Genomic DNA, 17,691 nt, shown 5'->3' with positions numbered 1-17,691 from the left:
GTGCCGTTCGTTGGATCCAGCGCGAATGCTCAAGTGTGCCCTTCTCTTTCCGTGACCCCCGCGCTGAGATATACCGGGAGAAACCGAACGAGAAGTCCATACTCGTGGGTAACTTCAAGGAACCGTTGATTTTCCATGAAAAGGGCCGATGAACAGAAAGTTCACCGGCCCTCCGAAAGAACGAGTCAGGGAATTGAGATGCGACCTTCGACGGCGCCGAGCCCGATGTCCTTGCGGAAATGACCGCCGGGAAGCTTGACGTCGGCGATCTTTGCGTAGGCGTCGTCGCGAGCTTCGGTCAGATCCTTGCCCACTCCGACAACACTCAGCACACGCCCGCCGGCCGAGACGACGGCACCGTCTTCACGCTTCTTGGTACCGGCGTGCAGGACTCCGTCGGCGTCGGCTCCGGTGATCACGTCGCCGGTGCGTGGGGTTGACGGGTAGTTCTCCGCGGCAATCACGACCGTGACAGCGGAACCGTCGCGCCACTGCAACGGACCGACCGAATCGAGTGTTCCGGTCGAGGCCGCATTGAGTAGACCGCCCAGCGGCGTTTCGAGGAGAGCAAGCACGGCCTGAGTTTCGGGGTCACCGAACCGGCAGTTGAATTCGACGACGGCCGGGCCGTCGACACCGATCGCCAGACCGGCGTAGAGAAGGCCGGAGAAACTGCTACCGCGCGCGACCAACTCGGCAGCGACAGGCTTGACGACGTCGTCGACGATCTGCGTGACCATCTCGTCGGGCAGCCACGGCAATGGGGTGTACGCGCCCATGCCGCCGGTGTTGGGTCCGGAGTCTCCGTCGCCTACTCGCTTGTGGTCCTGAGCCGGGAGCAGCGGGATCACGGTTTCGCCGTCAACGAGGCAGAAGAGCGAAACTTCCGGACCGTCGAGGAAGGACTCGAGGAGAACCGGGTGTCCGGTCTCGAGCAGTTCTGCGGCATGATCGCGCGCGGCGAGACGATCCGTCGTGACGACTACGCCCTTACCCGCGGCCAGTCCGTCGTCCTTGACCACCCAGTTGGGACCGAAGCGGTCGAGTGCTTCGTCGAGCTTGGCCGGATTGTCGACGATCTCGCTGTGAGCGGTCTTGACGCCGGCGACAGCCATCACGTCCTTGGCGAAAGCCTTCGATCCCTCGATGCGGGCGGCGTCGGCCGAAGGCCCGAAGCAGGCGATACCTGCTGCGCGCACCGCGTCTGCGACACCGAGGACCAGCGGAACCTCGGGTCCGATGACGACGAGGTCGGCTTCGACCTTCTGGGCCAGCGCGGTAACCGCGTCACCCGAAGCGACGTCGATGGGGTGCTGCTCGGCGATTTTTGCGATCCCGGCATTGCCAGGCGCGCAGATCAGGGCCGTGACACCTGGATCGCGAGCAAGAGAGAGAAGGAGGGCATGTTCACGGGCTCCGGAGCCGATTACTAGTACGCGCACGGTGAACAGACTACGGCCTGCGATAACAGGGCTCTCGGAGTGCCACTGGCGGGGCCAAGGTCCCAGCGTTCAGCCTTTGTGCGAAATATCCGTTTCGAGATGAGATCATATGAATACCTGAATAGGTGAACAGATGTTTTCGGACACCTGTCCACCAAGGAAAGGACACCCGTGAAACTCCACAAACCAGGCGTTCTGACGCTCACCGCAACCGCCGCAATCGGCGCACTTCTGATCACGTCGTGCAGTAGCCCGACTGGCACCGACTCCTCGGGCAACAACGACGGCCTGGTCTTGGCCGACGGTTACGAACTGGGCGGTTACAACCCGGTCGCAGGCTTCGGCGCTGCCGGTGAGGCCAAGATGTACGACGGCCTCGTCCGACTCACCGGAGGGACCGGCATGCCGGGATTCGAGCCGTCTCTGGCCGCGGAGATGCCCACTGCCAACGCCGACGCGACAGTCTGGACGGTCAAACTCCGCGACGGGGTCACCTTCTCCGACGGATCGACCTTCGACGCCGCCGACGTGGTTGCCACGTACAAGGCGATCCTCGATCCCGCTTCCGCCTCCGAAGCGCGTTCGTCGTACGACATGATCAGCGACGTCGTGGCCGTCGACGACAACACAGTCGAGTTCCGCCTCGCCTACTCGTACGCGCCCCTGCTGACGAAGATGCTGATCGGCATGGTCCCGTCGGAATCCCTCGCGAAACCCGGACTTGCCGCCGAATCGCCGTTGAACACCGCACCGGTCGGTACGGGCCCGTACACACTCGTCGATCTCTCACCGGATCGAGCGGTCTTCGAGGCGAACGAGAACTACTGGGACGGTGCACCGGAGATCAAGAAGCTCACTCTCCTCTACGTTCCGGACGACAACACCCGCGCCCAACGTATGGTGTCCGGCGAGATCGACGGAACCAATCTCCCTCCACTGCTTGCCAATACGTTCTCGGGCAAAGACAACATGTCGGTGACTGCCCATCAGTCAGCGGACTGGCGCGGTCTCTCACTTCCGACGAACAATCCCGTGGCAGGCGACAAAGCCGTACGGATGGCGCTCAACCTCGCCGCCGATCGCCAGTCGATGATCGACAACGTCCTGGGCGGACACGGCCGCGTCGCCGCCACTCCGATCCCCGAGGTCTACGGCGATTCGTACAACCAGAAAGCAACCTTCGCCTACGACCCGGCCGAGGCCGAGCGAATTCTCACCGAAGCGGGCTGGATCGAAGGTGCCGACGGAATCCGTTCGAAAGACGGTCAGCGGGCGCAGTTCACGATCATGTACAACTCCGTCGACACCGTTCGACGTGATCTCGCTCAGGCATTTGCCTCCGATGCTCTCGCTGTCGGCATCGAGGTGGATCTCGAAGCGCTCTCCTGGGACCGCATAGACCCTCGAATCAACCAGGATTCGACGCTTCTCGGTGGTGGAGACGAACCTTTCGATCCAGACACGCAGGCGTACGACGCGCTGAACTCGAAGTACATAGCGCCCGGGGTCGGCAGCATCTACGACAACGCCAGCGACTACTCCAATCCAGCAGTCGACGCAGGCCTGGAAGTAGGACGCCGCAGCCTGGATCAGGCAACGCGTGACGCCGCGTATCGCGACGTGCAGCAGGCGTACGTCGAGGATCCCGGATTTGTCATCCTCGTATTCCTCGACCATACGTACGTTTCGAAGGATTCCGACTGGCAGATGTCCGGACCTGTACTCGAGCCACACTCACACGGTGTGACCTGGGGCCCGTGGTGGTCACTGCAGACGTGGGCCAGAGGGCAATGACAGCGGTCGACGTTCGGGTAGACGCGCGGCAATCGCTCGACCACCGTGGCAACTCCCGCCGAAAGGCCATCCTCACGATGGTCGGTCGGCGGGCGTTGTTCATCGTGCCGGTGATCGCCGTGGTGTCCGCGGGACTCTTTGCCGCCGCCGCGGTCTCACCGTTCGATCCACTTGTCGGCTACCTGGGCACGCGATACATGACGACCAGCGACGCGGACAAAGCGTTGATCGCCGATCAGATGGGTTTCGACAACCCCTGGTACAGCACGTACTGGAATTGGCTCCAGGGCGTGTTCACCGGTGATCTCGGGATCTCCAGATCGTTCAATCAGCCTGTTTCCCAAGTTATCTCCGAGCGTCTGCCATGGACCCTGCTGCTGGTCGGTATCTCACTCCTCATCGCGATTCTCGCCTCGCTGACACTCGGTGTTCTCGCCGGAATACGCAGTGGAGGATTCTTGGACAAGACCGTGTCCGGGCTGAGCGTCGTGGTCCAAGGACTTCCGCCGTTTGTCTTGTCGCTGGGTGCCATCGCGCTCTTCGCGTTGACTCTCGGCTGGCTCCCGGTCGCCGGGTTGACCGACGGGGGTGCCGATCCCACACCGGGACAGGTGATCCGGCACTTGGTCCTACCGGTGACGGTCCTTTCCATCTCGCAGATGCCGTGGCTCCTACTCGCGGTCCGAGAATCCGTCGTGGGTTCGAAAAGTGAGGGATTTGTCGCGGGCGCCGTAGCACGCGGAATCCCGGCGCCGACCATCACGAAACGCCACATACTGCCGACCTCACTGGCGCCTTTCGTGAACATCGTCGGCGTGCGACTGCCCGAGCTGATAGTCGGGGCAGTGCTGGTGGAAGAGGTCTTCAGTTGGCCAGGGATCGCCGGCGCCATCGTCTCGTCAGCCCGTGACCTCGACATGGCACTGCTCGCGTTCCTCACCGTCGGTACGACATTGACGGTCATGCTCGGCTCACTGCTTGCCGACGTCCTCGTTGCAGTACTCGACCCGAGAGTGAGTACCGATGGCTGAACGACGCTTCAAGATCGCCCTCGGCGTGCTGATCCTCGTTGCGCTGTACGCGGCGTTGGTCCCATGGTTGGCCGACGTCGACGACCGAGTCACAGACTTCTCGGCGGCTCGCCTGGCTCCGTCGTTCGATCACCCCTTCGGAACGGACTCGGCGGGCCGAGATCTGTTCGTGCGCATAGCTGCGGGCATTCGAACCTCACTTCTGATCGCACTCGCCTGCGCGCTGCTCGCCACGGTGATCGGCGTCGCCGTCGGCACTACGGCCGGACTGGTCGGTGGCTGGGTGGACAGGTTCGTCATGCGCGGCACCGATGCCGTCAACGCACTCCCCCACCTGTTGCTCGGCATCGTCATCGTCGCGATGTTCCGTGGAAGCATTGCCGCCATCGTGCTTTCGATCGCACTGACCCACTGGACCCAAGTGGCCCGGATCATCCGCTCCGAGATCTTGAGTCTGCGCGAGCGTCCCTACATCGACGCCGCCATTCTCGCGGGAGCAAGTCGACGTCACGTGATCATGCGCCACCTCGTGCCGGCGACGGCGCCGCAGGCTTTGATCGCAGTCGTTCTCCTGCTGCCCCACGCCGTCTGGCACGAATCGACGTTGTCCTTCCTGGGATTCGGCCTTCCCCCGCACAAGCCCAGTCTCGGGACGCTTCTCGAAGAGGCACGCAGTTCTCTGCTCCTCGGCGGTTGGTGGACGCTGGCATTCCCCGCCGCAGTTCTCGTGATCGCCACCGTCGCAGTTGCCGTCGCCGGTTCGGCCCTGCGGTCGATGCTCACACCACCTCGACCTTCGGAGTTGCGACTGTGAACCACGGCCTGCGCATCGAATCTCTCACCGTCAGGATCCCTCTACTCGGAGGATCGGTAGTTCACGCTGCGAGCGACATCGACCTCGACGTTCCAGCCGGCACGGTGACCGCACTTGTCGGGGAATCGGGGTGTGGCAAGTCGATCATCGCCACCTCGGTCATGAACATGTTGCCGCCGAATGCTTCTCGAACCGGAACGGTCACCGTCGGAACACCGGACCTCGAGATCGACGTCTTCTCCGGCGCCGCGTTCCGTGGGCGGCACGTGGCTCTCGTTCCACAATCCGCCGCAACACATCTCACCCCCGTCCGGACTGCGCGATCGCAACTACAGGAGACGATCGACGCACTCGGCAGCGATCACACTTGCGATGCCTTGGCACTTCGCGTCGGACTCGAACCGTCGGCCCTGGACTGCTACCCGCACGAACTGTCGGGCGGCATGGCGCAACGCGTGGCCATTGCCGGTGCGCTGGCCGGGAATCCGTCGGTGATCGTCGCAGACGAACCCACCGCCAACCTCGACCGCGAACTCACCGACCACGTCATGGGATTACTTCGAGAGTGCGCGGACGCCGGAGCGGCGGTCCTGCTCATCACCCATGACCTGGCATCCCTCACCCGCAGCGGTGTCGCTGATCGACTTGCCGTCATGTACGCATCACGCATCATGGAGACCGGTCCGGCCACAATGGTGTTCAAAGATCCGCTTCACGATTACACCCGAGACCTTCTCGGCGCCTTACCTTCCAGAGGTTTGACTCCCATGCCGGGATCGCCACCGCAACTCACCGATCTCCCCGAGGAGTGCGTCTATCACCTACGACGCCCGGAGTCGAAACAATCCGGTGGCCCGACCGAACTCGTCACATTGGGTGACCGCACGTACCGAACGCTGCGGAAGGTGGGCTGACATGAGTCTGCAAGCTCTGGGAATCACCAGCGGTTACCGTCGCAACCGGCCAGTTCTCGAGAACGTCTCGCTCGAGATTCCGTCGGGAAAGCTGATCGGCCTGACCGGGCCTTCGGGCACCGGAAAATCAACACTTGCAAGGATTCTCGCTTCGCTGGATGCACCGTGGTCAGGCGGAGTGCGGATCGACGGATCACCCGTTGTGGGTACCAAATTCTCGGTACCCGCGGCACTACGCGGCACGGTGTCCATGCTGTTTCAGTCACCTCGCGCATCGACCGATCCTCGGCAGACGCTCGCCTCGATCATCGGCCAACCCGGTGACATTGCCAGTAGGTCAATCGATGTGGCCGCGCTGGCAGCAGAAGTGGGCCTCACTCCCGATCTCTTGTCGCGCAGACCACACCAGGTGAGCGACGGCCAACTACAGCGCGCCTGCCTGGCGAGATCGCTGGCGCAACAACCGAAATACCTCATCTGTGACGAGGCGACGGCGATGCTCGACGCCGCCACGACGGCCACGCTCATTCGGTTGATCGAGAGTCGCGCCGCCGAAACCGGCGTCGGCGTATTACTCATCAGCCATGATCGCGAATTGCTCGGCGCCTGCTGCGACGTGGTCCACGACCTCGACATTATTAGCGCTTAGCCCCTGCGAAATCGGCCCTTGACTCGAACACGTGTTCGAGTATGATTCGGGGAGGGAATCGGGGGATTCAATGAGTGTCTTGTTGTCGGATGTGGTGTCTGGTTCTGCGGTGGGGTTGCGCGGACGGTTGTGGCGGTTGTCTGCTTCTGAGTTGCGTGCTGCTGCTGTCGAGGTGAGTGCGGAGATTCTGCGCCTGGAAGCTGTGCGTGTGGCGGTGGTCGACGAACTCTCGTTGCGCCCGGATGATCAGGTGATCGCCAGCCGCGGGGTGGGGTGCTGGTTGGCGGCCAACACGATGCTGCAGGTTCGGGACGGGAAGAAGATCGCCGCGTTAGGTGCAGCTTTGCGGCCGTTTCCGGCGGTGGCGGCTCGGTTCGATTGCGGGGATTGCTCGTTCGAGCATGCCGTGTTGATCGTGGCGTTCTGTGAATCGCCGCCGAAGGGGATGCCGGAGGAGGCATTACCGAAGTGCATCGATTTGTTGTTGGCTGCGGCATCCGGTGTCGAGGCCACGACCACGAAGGTGCGGAATGTAATCGCGACGTTGGAGCGGTTGTTCGAGTCCGATGAGATTCCGCCCGCCGAAGACGTCGACCGGAACGAGCTCCGGATCGCCTCGACGCTCAATGGCCGGGTGGTGGTGCGCGGCGATTTCGACGCCCTCACCGGGGAGATGTTGCTGTCGGCGTTGTCGAATCTGACGATGCCAACCCCAGCACCGGATGGGACGCCGGATGCCCGGTCGGCGGCGAAACGCACCGCGGACGGGTTCACCGAACTGATCCGCCGCTATCTGGACTGCGCCAAGACCGGAACCGATGGTGGCCAACGCCCGCACGTGAACGTGCACATCAACGCGCGTGATCTCGCCGAGCATCGGGACTGCGCCGCCACACCAACTGATGGTGGTGGAATGGCTGTGTCTGATCTTGATGTCGGGCACATGCCCTGGCTCGGACCACTGTCCGTGTCGCAGACCAGACTCCTCGGCTGTGATTGTTTCCTGTCCACCGTCCTGCTCGACAGTCACGGCGCGCCGTTGGATGCGAAACCCGGGAAACGGTTGGTCAACGCCGAACAGCGAGTGGCGTTGATCGCCCGAGACAAGGGCTGCGCGTTCCCAGGCTGCACATGTGTGCCTGCCTGGACGGATGCGCACCATATCCGGCACTGGGCCAACGGTGGCCCGACGGTGATGAACAACCTGGTGCTGCTGTGCCGTTCACATCATCGGTTGATGCACCGAAAAGCCGGGTTCGTCGGGAAATGGGTGATCCGAATCGGTGTCGACAACAAACCGTGGTTCATCCCGCCACCCTCGATCGACCCGCAGCAGCACCCGCGGCCGGCGAACACCACCTTCAAAACCTGAGGACGAACCTCAGGCATACAACTTCACGCCAGGTTCGCGTCGGAGGAAGCACCTCCGATGCGGACCTGGCGTGCGTTCATTATGGTCAGCCTGCAACCGTCAAGTCGTAGAGGGTCACCCCGTCCACCGTTGTGGCGGTGAAGTTTTCGGTCACCCACGTCGAGATGGCGGTAGCGGTGCCTTCGGCGTTCATACCGCCACCCATCCCACCGCCGGCGATGAAGAAGTGAATCTTGCCCTCTGCCACGTACTGCTGGAACTGCGCGAGCGTCGGCGACGGATCGCTCCCGTTGAACCCTCCGATAGCCATGACCGGTGACTGCGTCGCAAGCTGATAACCCGAGGCGCTGTTGGACCCGATTGCCGCGGCTACCCACGTGAACTGGTCGGAGTTCTCTTCGAGTGTGGACACAACAGCGGCTCCCGGCGTGCTGCCCTGCAGTAGACCACCGGCACCGCCTCCCATTGCGCCTCGCGTTCCGTCGGTGGTCGGCGTGGTACCGCCCGGAACTGTTGCACCACCCGGTATCTGACCCATTCCTGCAGGGGGCGTGCCCGGCATTCCGGTCCCAGCCCCGTCAGTCCGACGGTTACCGCCATCAGCCGTGCCACCGAATCCGCCGAATCCTCCGCGGCCACCGCCGGGCCCGCCCATTCCACCTTCGACGCTCGGTCCGGCCGAAACTATGGAACCGGTATGCGGAGTGTTGATCGTGTCGATCGCGTATGCAGTCGGACCTGCCAGACCGGTGAAGATCGCTGCGAGAATCACTGCCACAGCCAATCGACCTCGCGTCACTGCCGGAATCAGCACTGCCACGGCACTGACGATGCCGACCACCAGAATGGTCCAGCGAAGCCACGGTACGAACGTAGGCGAGCGTCCGAGCAGTACCCACGCCATCGCGACGGTTGCGGCCAAGGACACCGCCAGAATGATGCGAACCCAGAGGACGTCACGATGACGCCACGCCACTACCGATCCTGAACCGATCAGCGCGGCGATCGCCGGCGCCAGCGCAACGGTGTAGTAGGCGTGGAAGATTCCCGCCATGAAACTGAAGGTCAGTCCGGTCACCAACAGCCAGAGCCCCCAGACGATGAATGACGCACGCTGTGTGTCAGCGCGGGGTGCCTTGCCTCGCAGCACGATTCCAGCCACCAGAAGTATCAGTGCAGCAGGAATCAACCAGGCGATCTGTCCGCCCTGGGCCGATTCGAACAGTCGGGTAATGCCGGTACTCCCCCACATACCACCGCCGGCCCCACCACCTGGTGCCATACCTCCCCCGGCCATACCACCTGCGGCCTCGCCCATGCCGGGGAAACCGCCCGCAGCAGCGCCGGCCGCAGCATCACCAGCACCGCGCATTCCGCCGCCGCCGACGCTTCCGGTCTCGTTGCCGCTCAAGCGCCCGAGCCCGTTGTAGCCGAGCGTCAGTTCGAGAATCGAATTGTTCTGTGAACCACCGATCCACGGACGCGAGTCGGCCGGCCACAGTTCGACGATTGCCAACCACCATCCGGCGGAGACGATCAGTCCGCCCAGTGCCGCGAACAGTTGGAGTACGCGCTTACCCAGTTTCGGCGGTCCGGCGATCAGATAGGTGAGCGCCAGCGGTGGAACCACCAACATGACCTGTAATTGCTTTGTCAGGAAACCGAATCCGCAGAAGATACCGACCAACACGAGCCAGCGGGTGCGGCTGTCCTGCACGGCGCGCATCATCGCCCACACTGCTGCGATCATCAGGAGCACCAGCAGAGCATCCGGGTTATTGAACCGGAACATCAGCGCCGCTACGGGTGTGAGCGCAAGTACCAGGCCCGCGATGAGGCCGGCGGCCGCACCGAAATACCGTCGAACCGTTCCCCACAACAGTGCAACCGATCCGACCCCGAGGAGTGCCTGCGGCACCAACATCGCCCAGGAATTGAGTCCGAAGATGCGAACCGACAGCGACATCAACCACAGGGACATGGGCGGCTTGTCGACGGTGATCGAGTTTGCAGCGTCCGAGGAGCCGAAGAAGAAAGCCTTCCACGACACCGAACCTGCCTGTACCGCAGCGGCATAGAACGAGTTGGCCCATCCGGACGCACCCAGGCCCCAGATGTAGGCGACTCCGGTGCCCACCAACAACACTCCCAGTGCCCACGGTTCCCAGCGCACCTGACGTTGCGGTTCCGGCGCTGGCAGCGGCGCGGCGAGTGTCTCTGCAATGGCGGTCATCGATTGGCTCCTACGGATTGTGCGGTGCGAAACACCCAGCGCAGTGCGATGAATCGACTGACTGTGGCAACAAGATTGGCGATGACGAGTACGGCAAGCTCCACGTGCTTGGAAGCATCGGGCGCCATGACGTCGAGCACGAACAACGATCCGCTGGTGAGCAGTAGACCGAACCCGAACACGAGCAGGCCCTGCATCTGGTGACGAGCGGATCCTTCCGACCCTCGGATCCCGAAGGTGAAGGCCCGGTTGGCGGCGGTGTTGAATACCGCGGTCACCAGCAATGCGACGGCGTTGGCCCACTGCGCACCCATGATCGAGTGCAGAGCGAGGTAGAGCAGCGCGTACGCGAGCGTCGAAATGACTCCCACCACGGCAAAGCGTGAGAGCTGCCCGACCATTCCTCGTGGAACTCCGGGAACCAACGGTTCACGTCCGAAACTTGCCCTGAGCTCGGCCAATGGAAGGGAACCGGTAGACAGTGCTCGCCCGACACGGACCACACCTTTGAGGTCGGCAACTGCCGTGGCAATGATGTCCACCCGACTGTCCGGGTCGTCCACCCAGTCGACAGGGACCTCGTGAATCCGCATGCCCGCTCGCTCGGCCAGCACCAGCAATTCGGTATCGAAGAACCACCCGGTGTCCTCCACCAGCGGAAGTAGTTGCCGTGCAACATCGACGCGCATGGCTTTGAATCCGCACTGGGCGTCGGAGAAGCGAGCATGCAGTGCGCTTCGGAGGATGAGGTTGTAGCTACGTGAGATGAACTCACGCTTGGGGCCGCGCACCACGCGGGACGATCGTGCCAGCCGGGAACCGATGGCGATGTCCGAGTGTCCGGAGAGCAACGGAGCAATCAACGGCATCAGGGCGTTGAGGTCGGTCGAGAGGTCGACGTCCATGTACGCGACCACGTCGGCATCGGAGTCGCTCCATACCTGCCGCAGTGCTCGACCACGACCCTTCGCATCCAGGTGGACGACCCGGACGTCGTCGAATTCTTCGGCGAGGGAACGGGCGAGTGCCAACGTGCCGTCGACACTGGCGTTGTCCGCGATGGTAATTCGTGCAGAGAATGGCACCTGCGTGCGTAAATGCCGGCGCAGGCGCCGCACGCACGCCTCGAGGCCTGCCTCTTCGTTGTATACCGGGACGACCACGTCCAGCACTACAGTCGTCGCGGAGACCTCCTCTGCGTCCGTGCTGCCCGCGGTCTGCATGGCTTCTGTCGTCATGCGTCCTAGATTTGTCGGGCCGGCTCCGACGAACCTGCGTCCAGCCTGGGAGTTTCCTGGCAACCGGACGCGGGCTAATCTCGGGGTATGCCTTCAGTCTTCAGTGCCATCATCAACGGGGATCTACCAGGACGTTTCGTGTGGGAGGACGAGGACGTCGTCGCGTTCTTGACCATCGCGCCGGTAACGCAGGGCCACGTGCTTGTGGTTCCGCGAGCCGAGGTCGATCAGTGGCAGGACGTGGATCCTGAACTCTTTGCCAAGGTCACCGCTGTTGCCCGCAACCTCGGCCAAGCCGTGCGGAAGGCGTTCGACGCGCCTCGGTCGGGTCTCCTCATCGCAGGTCTGGAAGTTCCGCATCTTCACGTTCATGTTTTCCCCGCATACGACATGGGGAACTTCGACATCAGTGGCGCCGACACCTCGCCGTCACCCGAATCTCTCGACGAGGCACAGACCAAGCTCAAGTCGGCGCTACGCGACCTCGGCTTCGAGGCAACTGTCTCGACTCGTTGATCGCATACCTTCGACCGAATTTCGCTGGCCGATAACTGGACTCCCCGCCGCAGCCTCCAACGGAGGTTGCGGCGGTCGCATTTGTCGCTCCTACCGACCGTGACCTGCGATTGCACACCGAACAGTCCGTTTCGCGCTGTCGCGCGAGCACGAGATTCGCTGCTACCGTGGGTCGCTGGTCCGGGACCTAGGGCCCTAAAACTGGTTCACGTGTTAACAGTCGGAGGACAAGGGAGCAATGCAGGAACGTGCCAAGATCAGTCGCCGACAGATTCTTCAAGGTGCTGCTGATCGGTTCGAAGTCACGGGGTACGGCAGCACGAGCATGAATGACATCGTGTCCGCGGCGCAGATGACCAAGGGCGCGGTCTATTTTCACTTCTCGTCCAAAGACGAACTGGCTCAGGCGGTGATCGAAGAACAGCACCAGATCTCGATCAGTGCCTTCACCGCAGTTGCAGCCACAGGCGCACCGGCACTGGAACAGCTCGTCATGGTGTGCCACGAGATGGGCCGCCAACTCGTCGCAGAGCCTATTGTTCGTGCGGGAATCCGACTTACCCTCGAGTTGGCCTCTGCCGACGGTTCGCAAGGCCCGTACGTCGCGTGGATCCGCGAGCTTCGAAAACTGGCCGAGGCCGCGAAGCTCGAAGGCGACATCCGCGACGATGTGGAGCCGGAATCGGTGGGTCGCGTGGTGATCTCGGCATTCACCGGCGTTCAACTGGTTTCGAACGTGCTCACCAGACGAAGCGATTTGAACGACCGTATCGACGAATTGTTCACCCTCCTGTTGGCAGGCGTGGTCTCCGACAAGCGACGCAGCGCCGTCGCCGAACTGGTCGGATGTCGCCTCGAAACTTATGCGTCCTGATCCGGAGAACACCCCGACGCCCGGATGATTCGGCGCAACAGCACCGAACCGTGCGCCAACCTTCGTCGATTCGTACAAGACCCCCCGTCGTCGACTCACTATCGTCAGATCCACGAATAACCCAGATACATGGATACCGACGAAAGGGCTTCTCGAATGACCGAAACCGCCACGTACGTTGAGAGCGCACAGCAGGAGATCGCTGCTGTACTCGCCGAAGCGAAGACCGATGCCTACGTCCACGCACGCGACATCGATTCCGGCGAAGAGTTCGGCTACGGCGCGGACGAAGGTGTCATCCTCGCCTCCGTTTTCAAGATTCCTGTTGTGCTTCAGTACGCCCGTGAAGTAGCGGCAGGCACCCTTGATCCGACCGAGCACGCCACGGTGACCTCCGAGTTCCGCTCCGGCGGCATCGGTATCGGCGGCTGCGCCGACGACGTGACTGCAAGCTGGCGAGACCTCGCTCTGCTCATGATGAGCTTCAGCGACAACGCCGCCACGGATTTCTTGTACGAGCGTCTCGGACTCGACAACATCGTCGCAACGCTGCGCGGGCTCGGTTTGGAGAAGACCAACTTGGTCCGTGACTGCCGAGGCCTCTTCAAGACGGTCTACGACGACCTCGGCGTCGACAAGGGCACCTTGCTGGAAATGCCCCCCATCGAAATTCTTCGGACAATTTCCGTCATGGATCCCGCCCGCTCCAATTCCAGTACTCCTCGTGAGATCACAATGTTGCTGGCTGCAATCTGGAGGGACGAAGCCGGCCCCGCATCGGCTTGTGAAGAGGTCCGAACCATCATGAGCAAGCAGGTCTGGCCGCACCGCCTTTCGTCTGGTTTCCCCGACGAGGTCACTGTCGCCGCCAAGACCGGAACGCTGGGACTGGTACGAAACGAAGCCGGCGTCGTGGCGTACCCGGACGGCAAGCGCTACGCCGTCGGTGTCTTCACCAAGTCCCACGAGCTCACCCACCGCGCCCCGAAGATCGACGCCTCCATCGGAACCGTCGGCCGCATCGCTGTCGAAGCACTTCGCAACAACAGCTGATCCGAACCCACTGACAAAGAATGCGGGTCGCGCTGAGAAATCAGTGCGACCCGCATTTTTCGGCTTTCGAGCTAGCGTGGACCGCGCAGACGAAGATGCACCATCAACCGGAAGCGGACGTTGGGGTCGTCGAGATCCAACGCGGCCATACCCTTCAACTTGCTGAGGCGATACCGAAAGGTGTTGGGGTGCACGTGCAATGACGCCGCGGCGTCACCGACATCACCGAACGCGTTGAGCCACGCATCGAGAGTGTCCACGAACGAGGTCGCATGAGCGGCGTCGTGGCTGGCGATCGCCTCGATCGGTCCGAGGTCCGAGAACCCTTCGGCTGCAGCTTCCGACGCGATCTCCAACAGGATGGCATCGACGTGGACGCTACTGAAGGTGGCGACGCTGCCCGACGCTCGTCCCGCCAACAACACTTCGAGGGCATGTTCGGCGTCGCGCTTCGATCGGCTCAGCTGCGCCGGTCTGGTCACGACCCGGCCGATCCCGATGATCGTGTCGCCGGACGCTCCGGTGCGGTCCAGGAAGTCCGAGGCCACACGGAACGCCTGCAACTCGGCTTCGGCCGGGGAATGCCCTCGTACAGACAGCACCGCGTAGCCGGTTCCGTTGACCAAGGCTGCCGCCGACTGCGAGTGGACGGCGCCGAGGTGCATGGCCAGAGCGTCGGTCAGTCGCACCACGTGGGCGGCATCGTCCGGCTTCGACGATCCTTCGAAAGACCTACGACCCAAAGCCATCACGAGTGCGGGGCCGGTCCCGAGGCCGAGGCGATTCATCGCGTCGACCGCACCTGACCCACCGTCGAGAAGGGTTGCGATCAGGTCTGCGCGCAGTCGGCGCTCGGCGTCGGCGCCGCCGCGCAACCGCAACATCTGCAGCGCGATCAACCCGGCTGAATCGCGCAGAGCACGCATCCGGTCGTCGGACATCGGCTCACCGGTTGCCACCCACATGGAGCCGAGGAACTCGTCCCCGGCTCTGATGGACACGGCGATACGACCCATTTTGGTACCGAGGGTCTCGGCCGAGACCCACACCGGATCGTCGCTGCGATAGAGCCGGTCGAAGACCCCGGCCTCTTCGAGCACTCGAATGTACTGGTCAGGAACTTGCCGCTCCAGAACGGTCGCGATACGTGGACCGTCTCCTTCTTCCTGGCGGCCGGAGAAGGCGATGACCCGTGAGCTGCGGTCCTCGATCGTGATCGGCGCATCGAGAAGTGCGCTGACAGCGTTGGCGAAGGCGAACAGATCGCCGGCCGGGCCGCCTCCGCGTGAGTGGATGTGCCCGACTTCGTTTCGGGCCGAGAGCACCGAATGAAGCAGGCTTGTCAGCTGAACCCACGAGACTCCTCGCGCCAAGGCCAACAGCACGACGCCCGAGGCGATGACGGATTCGCGGTCCGCATCGCTGACCTCGGCGGTCACTCGCGCGACCACCACGCGTACTCCGCGCTCGGCCAGGCCGGCCACGGACTCCGCGATACGTTCGCCTCCGGTGACGCCGACGAGCAGCACCATGGAGTCCGGTGTCGAGGGTGAGTCGTCGTCGGGGTCGTGAATGACCACCGAGGCGATCTCCTGGACCGCCTCCGGGTCGCCGACAACCGGATTCAGCACCGTAGTTCCCACGTCTTCGAGAAGCCGCACCAAACTGATGCGAGGTCGTACGGTGCCCACGTCTATCACTCCTTCGTCCGGTGAACGAAGTGTGTCATAGTGATTCGTCAAAGCCGATCCATGCCGATCCATTCGACCGACGTGGTAATTGCTTCGAGCAGGTCGGGGATCGGTTCGACGCCGATGCCCGGTCCTTCCGGAACCTTCACGTAACCGTTGTCGAGTACGAACGGCTCGGTGATGTCTTCGGCGAAGTACCGGTCGGATGCCGATGTATCGCCTGGTAGGGCAAATCCGGGGAGCGCGGCAAGCGCGACGTTGGCGGCCCTGCCGATTCCGGTCTCGAGCATTCCGCCGCACCACACGGCAATTCCGTTGGCCTTGCAGACGTCGTGGATACGACGCGATTCCAGATAACCGCCCACACGTCCCGGTTTGATGTTCACCACGCTGCACGCACCGATTGCCAGCGCGTCGGCGGTGACCTTCGCGGAGGTGATCGACTCGTCGAGGCAGACCGGCGTCCGCATCATCTCGGCCAGCCTGGCGTGGCCGCGCAGTTCCTCTTCGGGAAGCGGCTGCTCGATCAGCAGGAGGTCGAAGTCGTCGAGCCGCTGGAGATGGCGGGCGTCAGCCAGGGTGTACGCGGTGTTCGCGTCGACCTGGAGGAGTACGTCGTCGCCGAACCTCTCGCGGACTGCGCGAACCGGCTCGATGTCCCAGCCCGGTTCGATCTTCAGTTTGATGCGCAGGTATCCGGCATCGAGGAACCCGCCTACCTCCTCTAGCAGCTCATCGATCGAATTCTTGATACCCACCGAGACACCCGCGGGTACGCGATCGACCACCGCGCCCAGGTACGAAGACATGCTCGTCCCGGCAGCCCGTAACTCGGCGTCGAGAAATGCGGTTTCCAGTGCCGCTTTGGCCATGGGGTGCCCGGCGAACTGTTCCATCGTCGCGCTCAGTGCGTGCACGTCGGGATCGGTGAGTTGACCCAGAGACGGAATCAGGAACTTACGAAGGACTTCGGCGGCGCCGTCCGTGTATTCGGAGCAGTAGCGAGGCTCGGACATCGCCACGCACTCGCCCCAGCCCTCCGACTCCGAGGTGACTACCTTGACGAACAACACGTCCTTGGTGGTCTCGGTGCCGAACGAGGTACGGAACGGCGCTTTCAACGGCATTGCCGCCCGGCGTAATTCAACTCCGTCGATCTTCACGATGTAACCTCCGCTGTTGTCCTGCCTGCCTGTGTTCCCGGCGCACGGTCCAGCACGTACTTTCCGGTTCTGGTAACTGCGAGAACCACTCCGTTCTCGGCGAGCACACCACCGAGAGTCTCGCGGACTGCCAGGCGCCAGTCGTTCGCCGCCGCCGGGTCCGACTTACGCAGTGTGTACACGTCATTCGGTGTAGCCACCGTGACGAATCGATTCTTGGTCGACTTCAACACGGGCAGGCCGGCTTCGGAGACGGACAGCAGTTCGCTCGCCCCCAAGGACTCGGGAGTCGGGACTTCTCCCGAACCGGCGACGACGTCGGCAACCTTGCTACTACCGATTTCCCAGTCGATCAGCAATCGGTCGCTGTCTGCGCCGCCGTTGAGACTGTCGTTCATCGGCGCGTAGAAACGCGGCAGATACTGGATCGGGAACGCACCGAGCTTCGAGACGTTGAAGTAGGCATTGCGTGCGACGAGCGGGTCGAAAGTCCACCGCACGTGGAGAATTCCCCGTTCCAGTGCCCACGCACGCTGGAACAGTTTCAACGCGAGGCCGATGTGCCCGTTCTGCACGTTCGGGAGGATCCCCGTGATGTGCGAATGCAACGAACGGTGTTGCGGTTCCTCGAAGAATGCAACCGAGCCGCCGATCAAATCTCCACCACGAAACGCGCCGGCGACGTAGTTACCGGAGTGTGCGAGCGCTTTCATCATGTCCCGATGGACGGGAGGGTTACCGCTCTCCGGCTGCCATACCTTCTCGAACAGACCGAATACCTGTTCCAACTCGGCATGCCCGGTGACGGTTTCGATAGTCACACATGCAAGCAGGGCGGCCTGCTCGGCCTGGCTGATTGCTTGCCGCATCCTTGAAGGCGATACACCTCCGAATGGTTGAACGGTCT

Annotated in this window: 15 protein-coding genes; 9 read left to right on the top strand and 6 right to left on the bottom strand. The window is 62.8% G+C overall.

Annotation, left to right across the window (positions count from 1 at the left end; all coding sequences use genetic code 11):
• Window positions 1-185 precede the first annotated feature (185 nt).
• Window positions 186-1,442 carry a phosphoribosylamine--glycine ligase gene (purD, locus tag P0M12_RS17245; protein WP_007734401.1) on the bottom strand — a complete coding sequence of 419 codons (1,257 nt, stop codon included), beginning with the start codon at window positions 1,440-1,442 and terminating at the stop codon, window positions 186-188.
• Window positions 1,443-1,613: 171 nt separating this feature from the next.
• Here purD and P0M12_RS17240 point away from each other — a divergent pair, with 171 nt between their 5' ends.
• The 6 genes from P0M12_RS17240 to P0M12_RS17215 all read left to right on the top strand — a co-directional run bounded on the left by P0M12_RS17240 (window position 1,614) and on the right by P0M12_RS17215 (window position 8,016).
• Complete coding sequence (locus tag P0M12_RS17240) at window positions 1,614-3,236, top strand: ABC transporter substrate-binding protein (RefSeq protein WP_277376613.1); 1,623 nt, start codon at window positions 1,614-1,616, stop codon at window positions 3,234-3,236.
• Window positions 3,233-4,267: an ABC transporter permease gene (locus P0M12_RS17235; RefSeq protein ID WP_082920574.1), complete on the top strand. Its 1,035-nt coding sequence runs from the start codon at window positions 3,233-3,235 to the stop codon at window positions 4,265-4,267. Before P0M12_RS17240 ends, P0M12_RS17235 begins: the two co-directional genes overlap by 4 nt.
• Entirely contained in the window at window positions 4,260-5,081 is an 822-nt protein-coding gene (locus P0M12_RS17230; RefSeq protein WP_020906350.1) for an ABC transporter permease, read from the top strand. The genes P0M12_RS17235 and P0M12_RS17230 overlap by 8 nt, the downstream gene beginning before the upstream one ends.
• Complete coding sequence (locus P0M12_RS17225; protein ID WP_209922137.1) at window positions 5,078-5,995, top strand: ABC transporter ATP-binding protein; 918 nt, start codon at window positions 5,078-5,080, stop codon at window positions 5,993-5,995. Before P0M12_RS17230 ends, P0M12_RS17225 begins: the two co-directional genes overlap by 4 nt.
• Before the next feature lies 1 nt (window position 5,996).
• Window positions 5,997-6,644 (top strand): ATP-binding cassette domain-containing protein, encoded by a 648-nt coding sequence (locus P0M12_RS17220; RefSeq protein ID WP_277376611.1) that lies wholly within the window; start codon window positions 5,997-5,999, stop codon window positions 6,642-6,644.
• 70 nt (window positions 6,645-6,714) lie between these two features.
• Complete coding sequence (locus P0M12_RS17215; RefSeq protein WP_277376610.1) at window positions 6,715-8,016, top strand: HNH endonuclease signature motif containing protein; 1,302 nt, start codon at window positions 6,715-6,717, stop codon at window positions 8,014-8,016.
• A gap of 85 nt (window positions 8,017-8,101) precedes the next feature.
• Here the strand turns inward: P0M12_RS17215 and P0M12_RS17210 are convergent, their stop codons facing one another.
• Both P0M12_RS17210 and P0M12_RS17205 read right to left on the bottom strand, forming a co-directional pair.
• Complete coding sequence (locus tag P0M12_RS17210) at window positions 8,102-10,249, bottom strand: glycosyltransferase family 39 protein (protein ID WP_277376608.1); 2,148 nt, start codon at window positions 10,247-10,249, stop codon at window positions 8,102-8,104.
• Entirely contained in the window at window positions 10,246-11,472 is a 1,227-nt protein-coding gene (locus P0M12_RS17205) for a glycosyltransferase (protein ID WP_230359881.1), read from the bottom strand. The genes P0M12_RS17210 and P0M12_RS17205 overlap by 4 nt, the downstream gene beginning before the upstream one ends.
• Before the next feature lie 102 nt (window positions 11,473-11,574).
• On the opposite strand from P0M12_RS17205, the gene P0M12_RS17200 reads away from it, so the two are divergent.
• From P0M12_RS17200 to P0M12_RS17190, 3 genes are all read left to right on the top strand, one after another.
• On the top strand, window positions 11,575-12,003 hold the full coding sequence (locus tag P0M12_RS17200) for an HIT family protein (RefSeq protein WP_042449536.1): 429 nt from the start codon (window positions 11,575-11,577) through the stop codon (window positions 12,001-12,003).
• A 238-nt stretch (window positions 12,004-12,241) separates the two neighbouring features.
• Window positions 12,242-12,877 (top strand): ScbR family autoregulator-binding transcription factor, encoded by a 636-nt coding sequence (locus P0M12_RS17195; RefSeq protein ID WP_007734383.1) that lies wholly within the window; start codon window positions 12,242-12,244, stop codon window positions 12,875-12,877.
• Window positions 12,878-13,033: 156 nt separating this feature from the next.
• Window positions 13,034-13,930: a serine hydrolase gene (locus P0M12_RS17190; RefSeq protein WP_054188096.1), complete on the top strand. Its 897-nt coding sequence runs from the start codon at window positions 13,034-13,036 to the stop codon at window positions 13,928-13,930.
• A gap of 71 nt (window positions 13,931-14,001) precedes the next feature.
• Here the strand turns inward: P0M12_RS17190 and P0M12_RS17185 are convergent, their stop codons facing one another.
• The 3 genes from P0M12_RS17185 to P0M12_RS17175 are packed head-to-tail and all read right to left on the bottom strand — an operon-like array spanning window position 14,002 to window position 17,653.
• Window positions 14,002-15,621, bottom strand: coding sequence for a helix-turn-helix domain-containing protein (locus tag P0M12_RS17185; RefSeq protein WP_058039306.1), 1,620 nt, complete (start codon window positions 15,619-15,621; stop codon window positions 14,002-14,004).
• A 47-nt stretch (window positions 15,622-15,668) separates the two neighbouring features.
• Window positions 15,669-16,784: an o-succinylbenzoate synthase gene (gene menC / locus P0M12_RS17180; RefSeq protein ID WP_277376606.1), complete on the bottom strand. Its 1,116-nt coding sequence runs from the start codon at window positions 16,782-16,784 to the stop codon at window positions 15,669-15,671.
• Window positions 16,781-17,653, bottom strand: a complete 873-nt coding sequence (locus P0M12_RS17175; RefSeq protein ID WP_042449804.1) for a GNAT family N-acetyltransferase — start codon at window positions 17,651-17,653, stop codon at window positions 16,781-16,783. The genes menC and P0M12_RS17175 overlap by 4 nt, the downstream gene beginning before the upstream one ends.
• Between the last annotated feature and the right edge of the window lie 38 nt (window positions 17,654-17,691).

Origin of the sequence: Rhodococcus sp. RCBS9 (assembly GCF_029457415.1) — a bacterium.
Lineage (GTDB): Bacteria > Actinomycetota > Actinomycetes > Mycobacteriales > Mycobacteriaceae > Rhodococcus_F > Rhodococcus_F qingshengii.
This window is presented reverse-complemented; position numbering and strand designations above follow the sequence as displayed.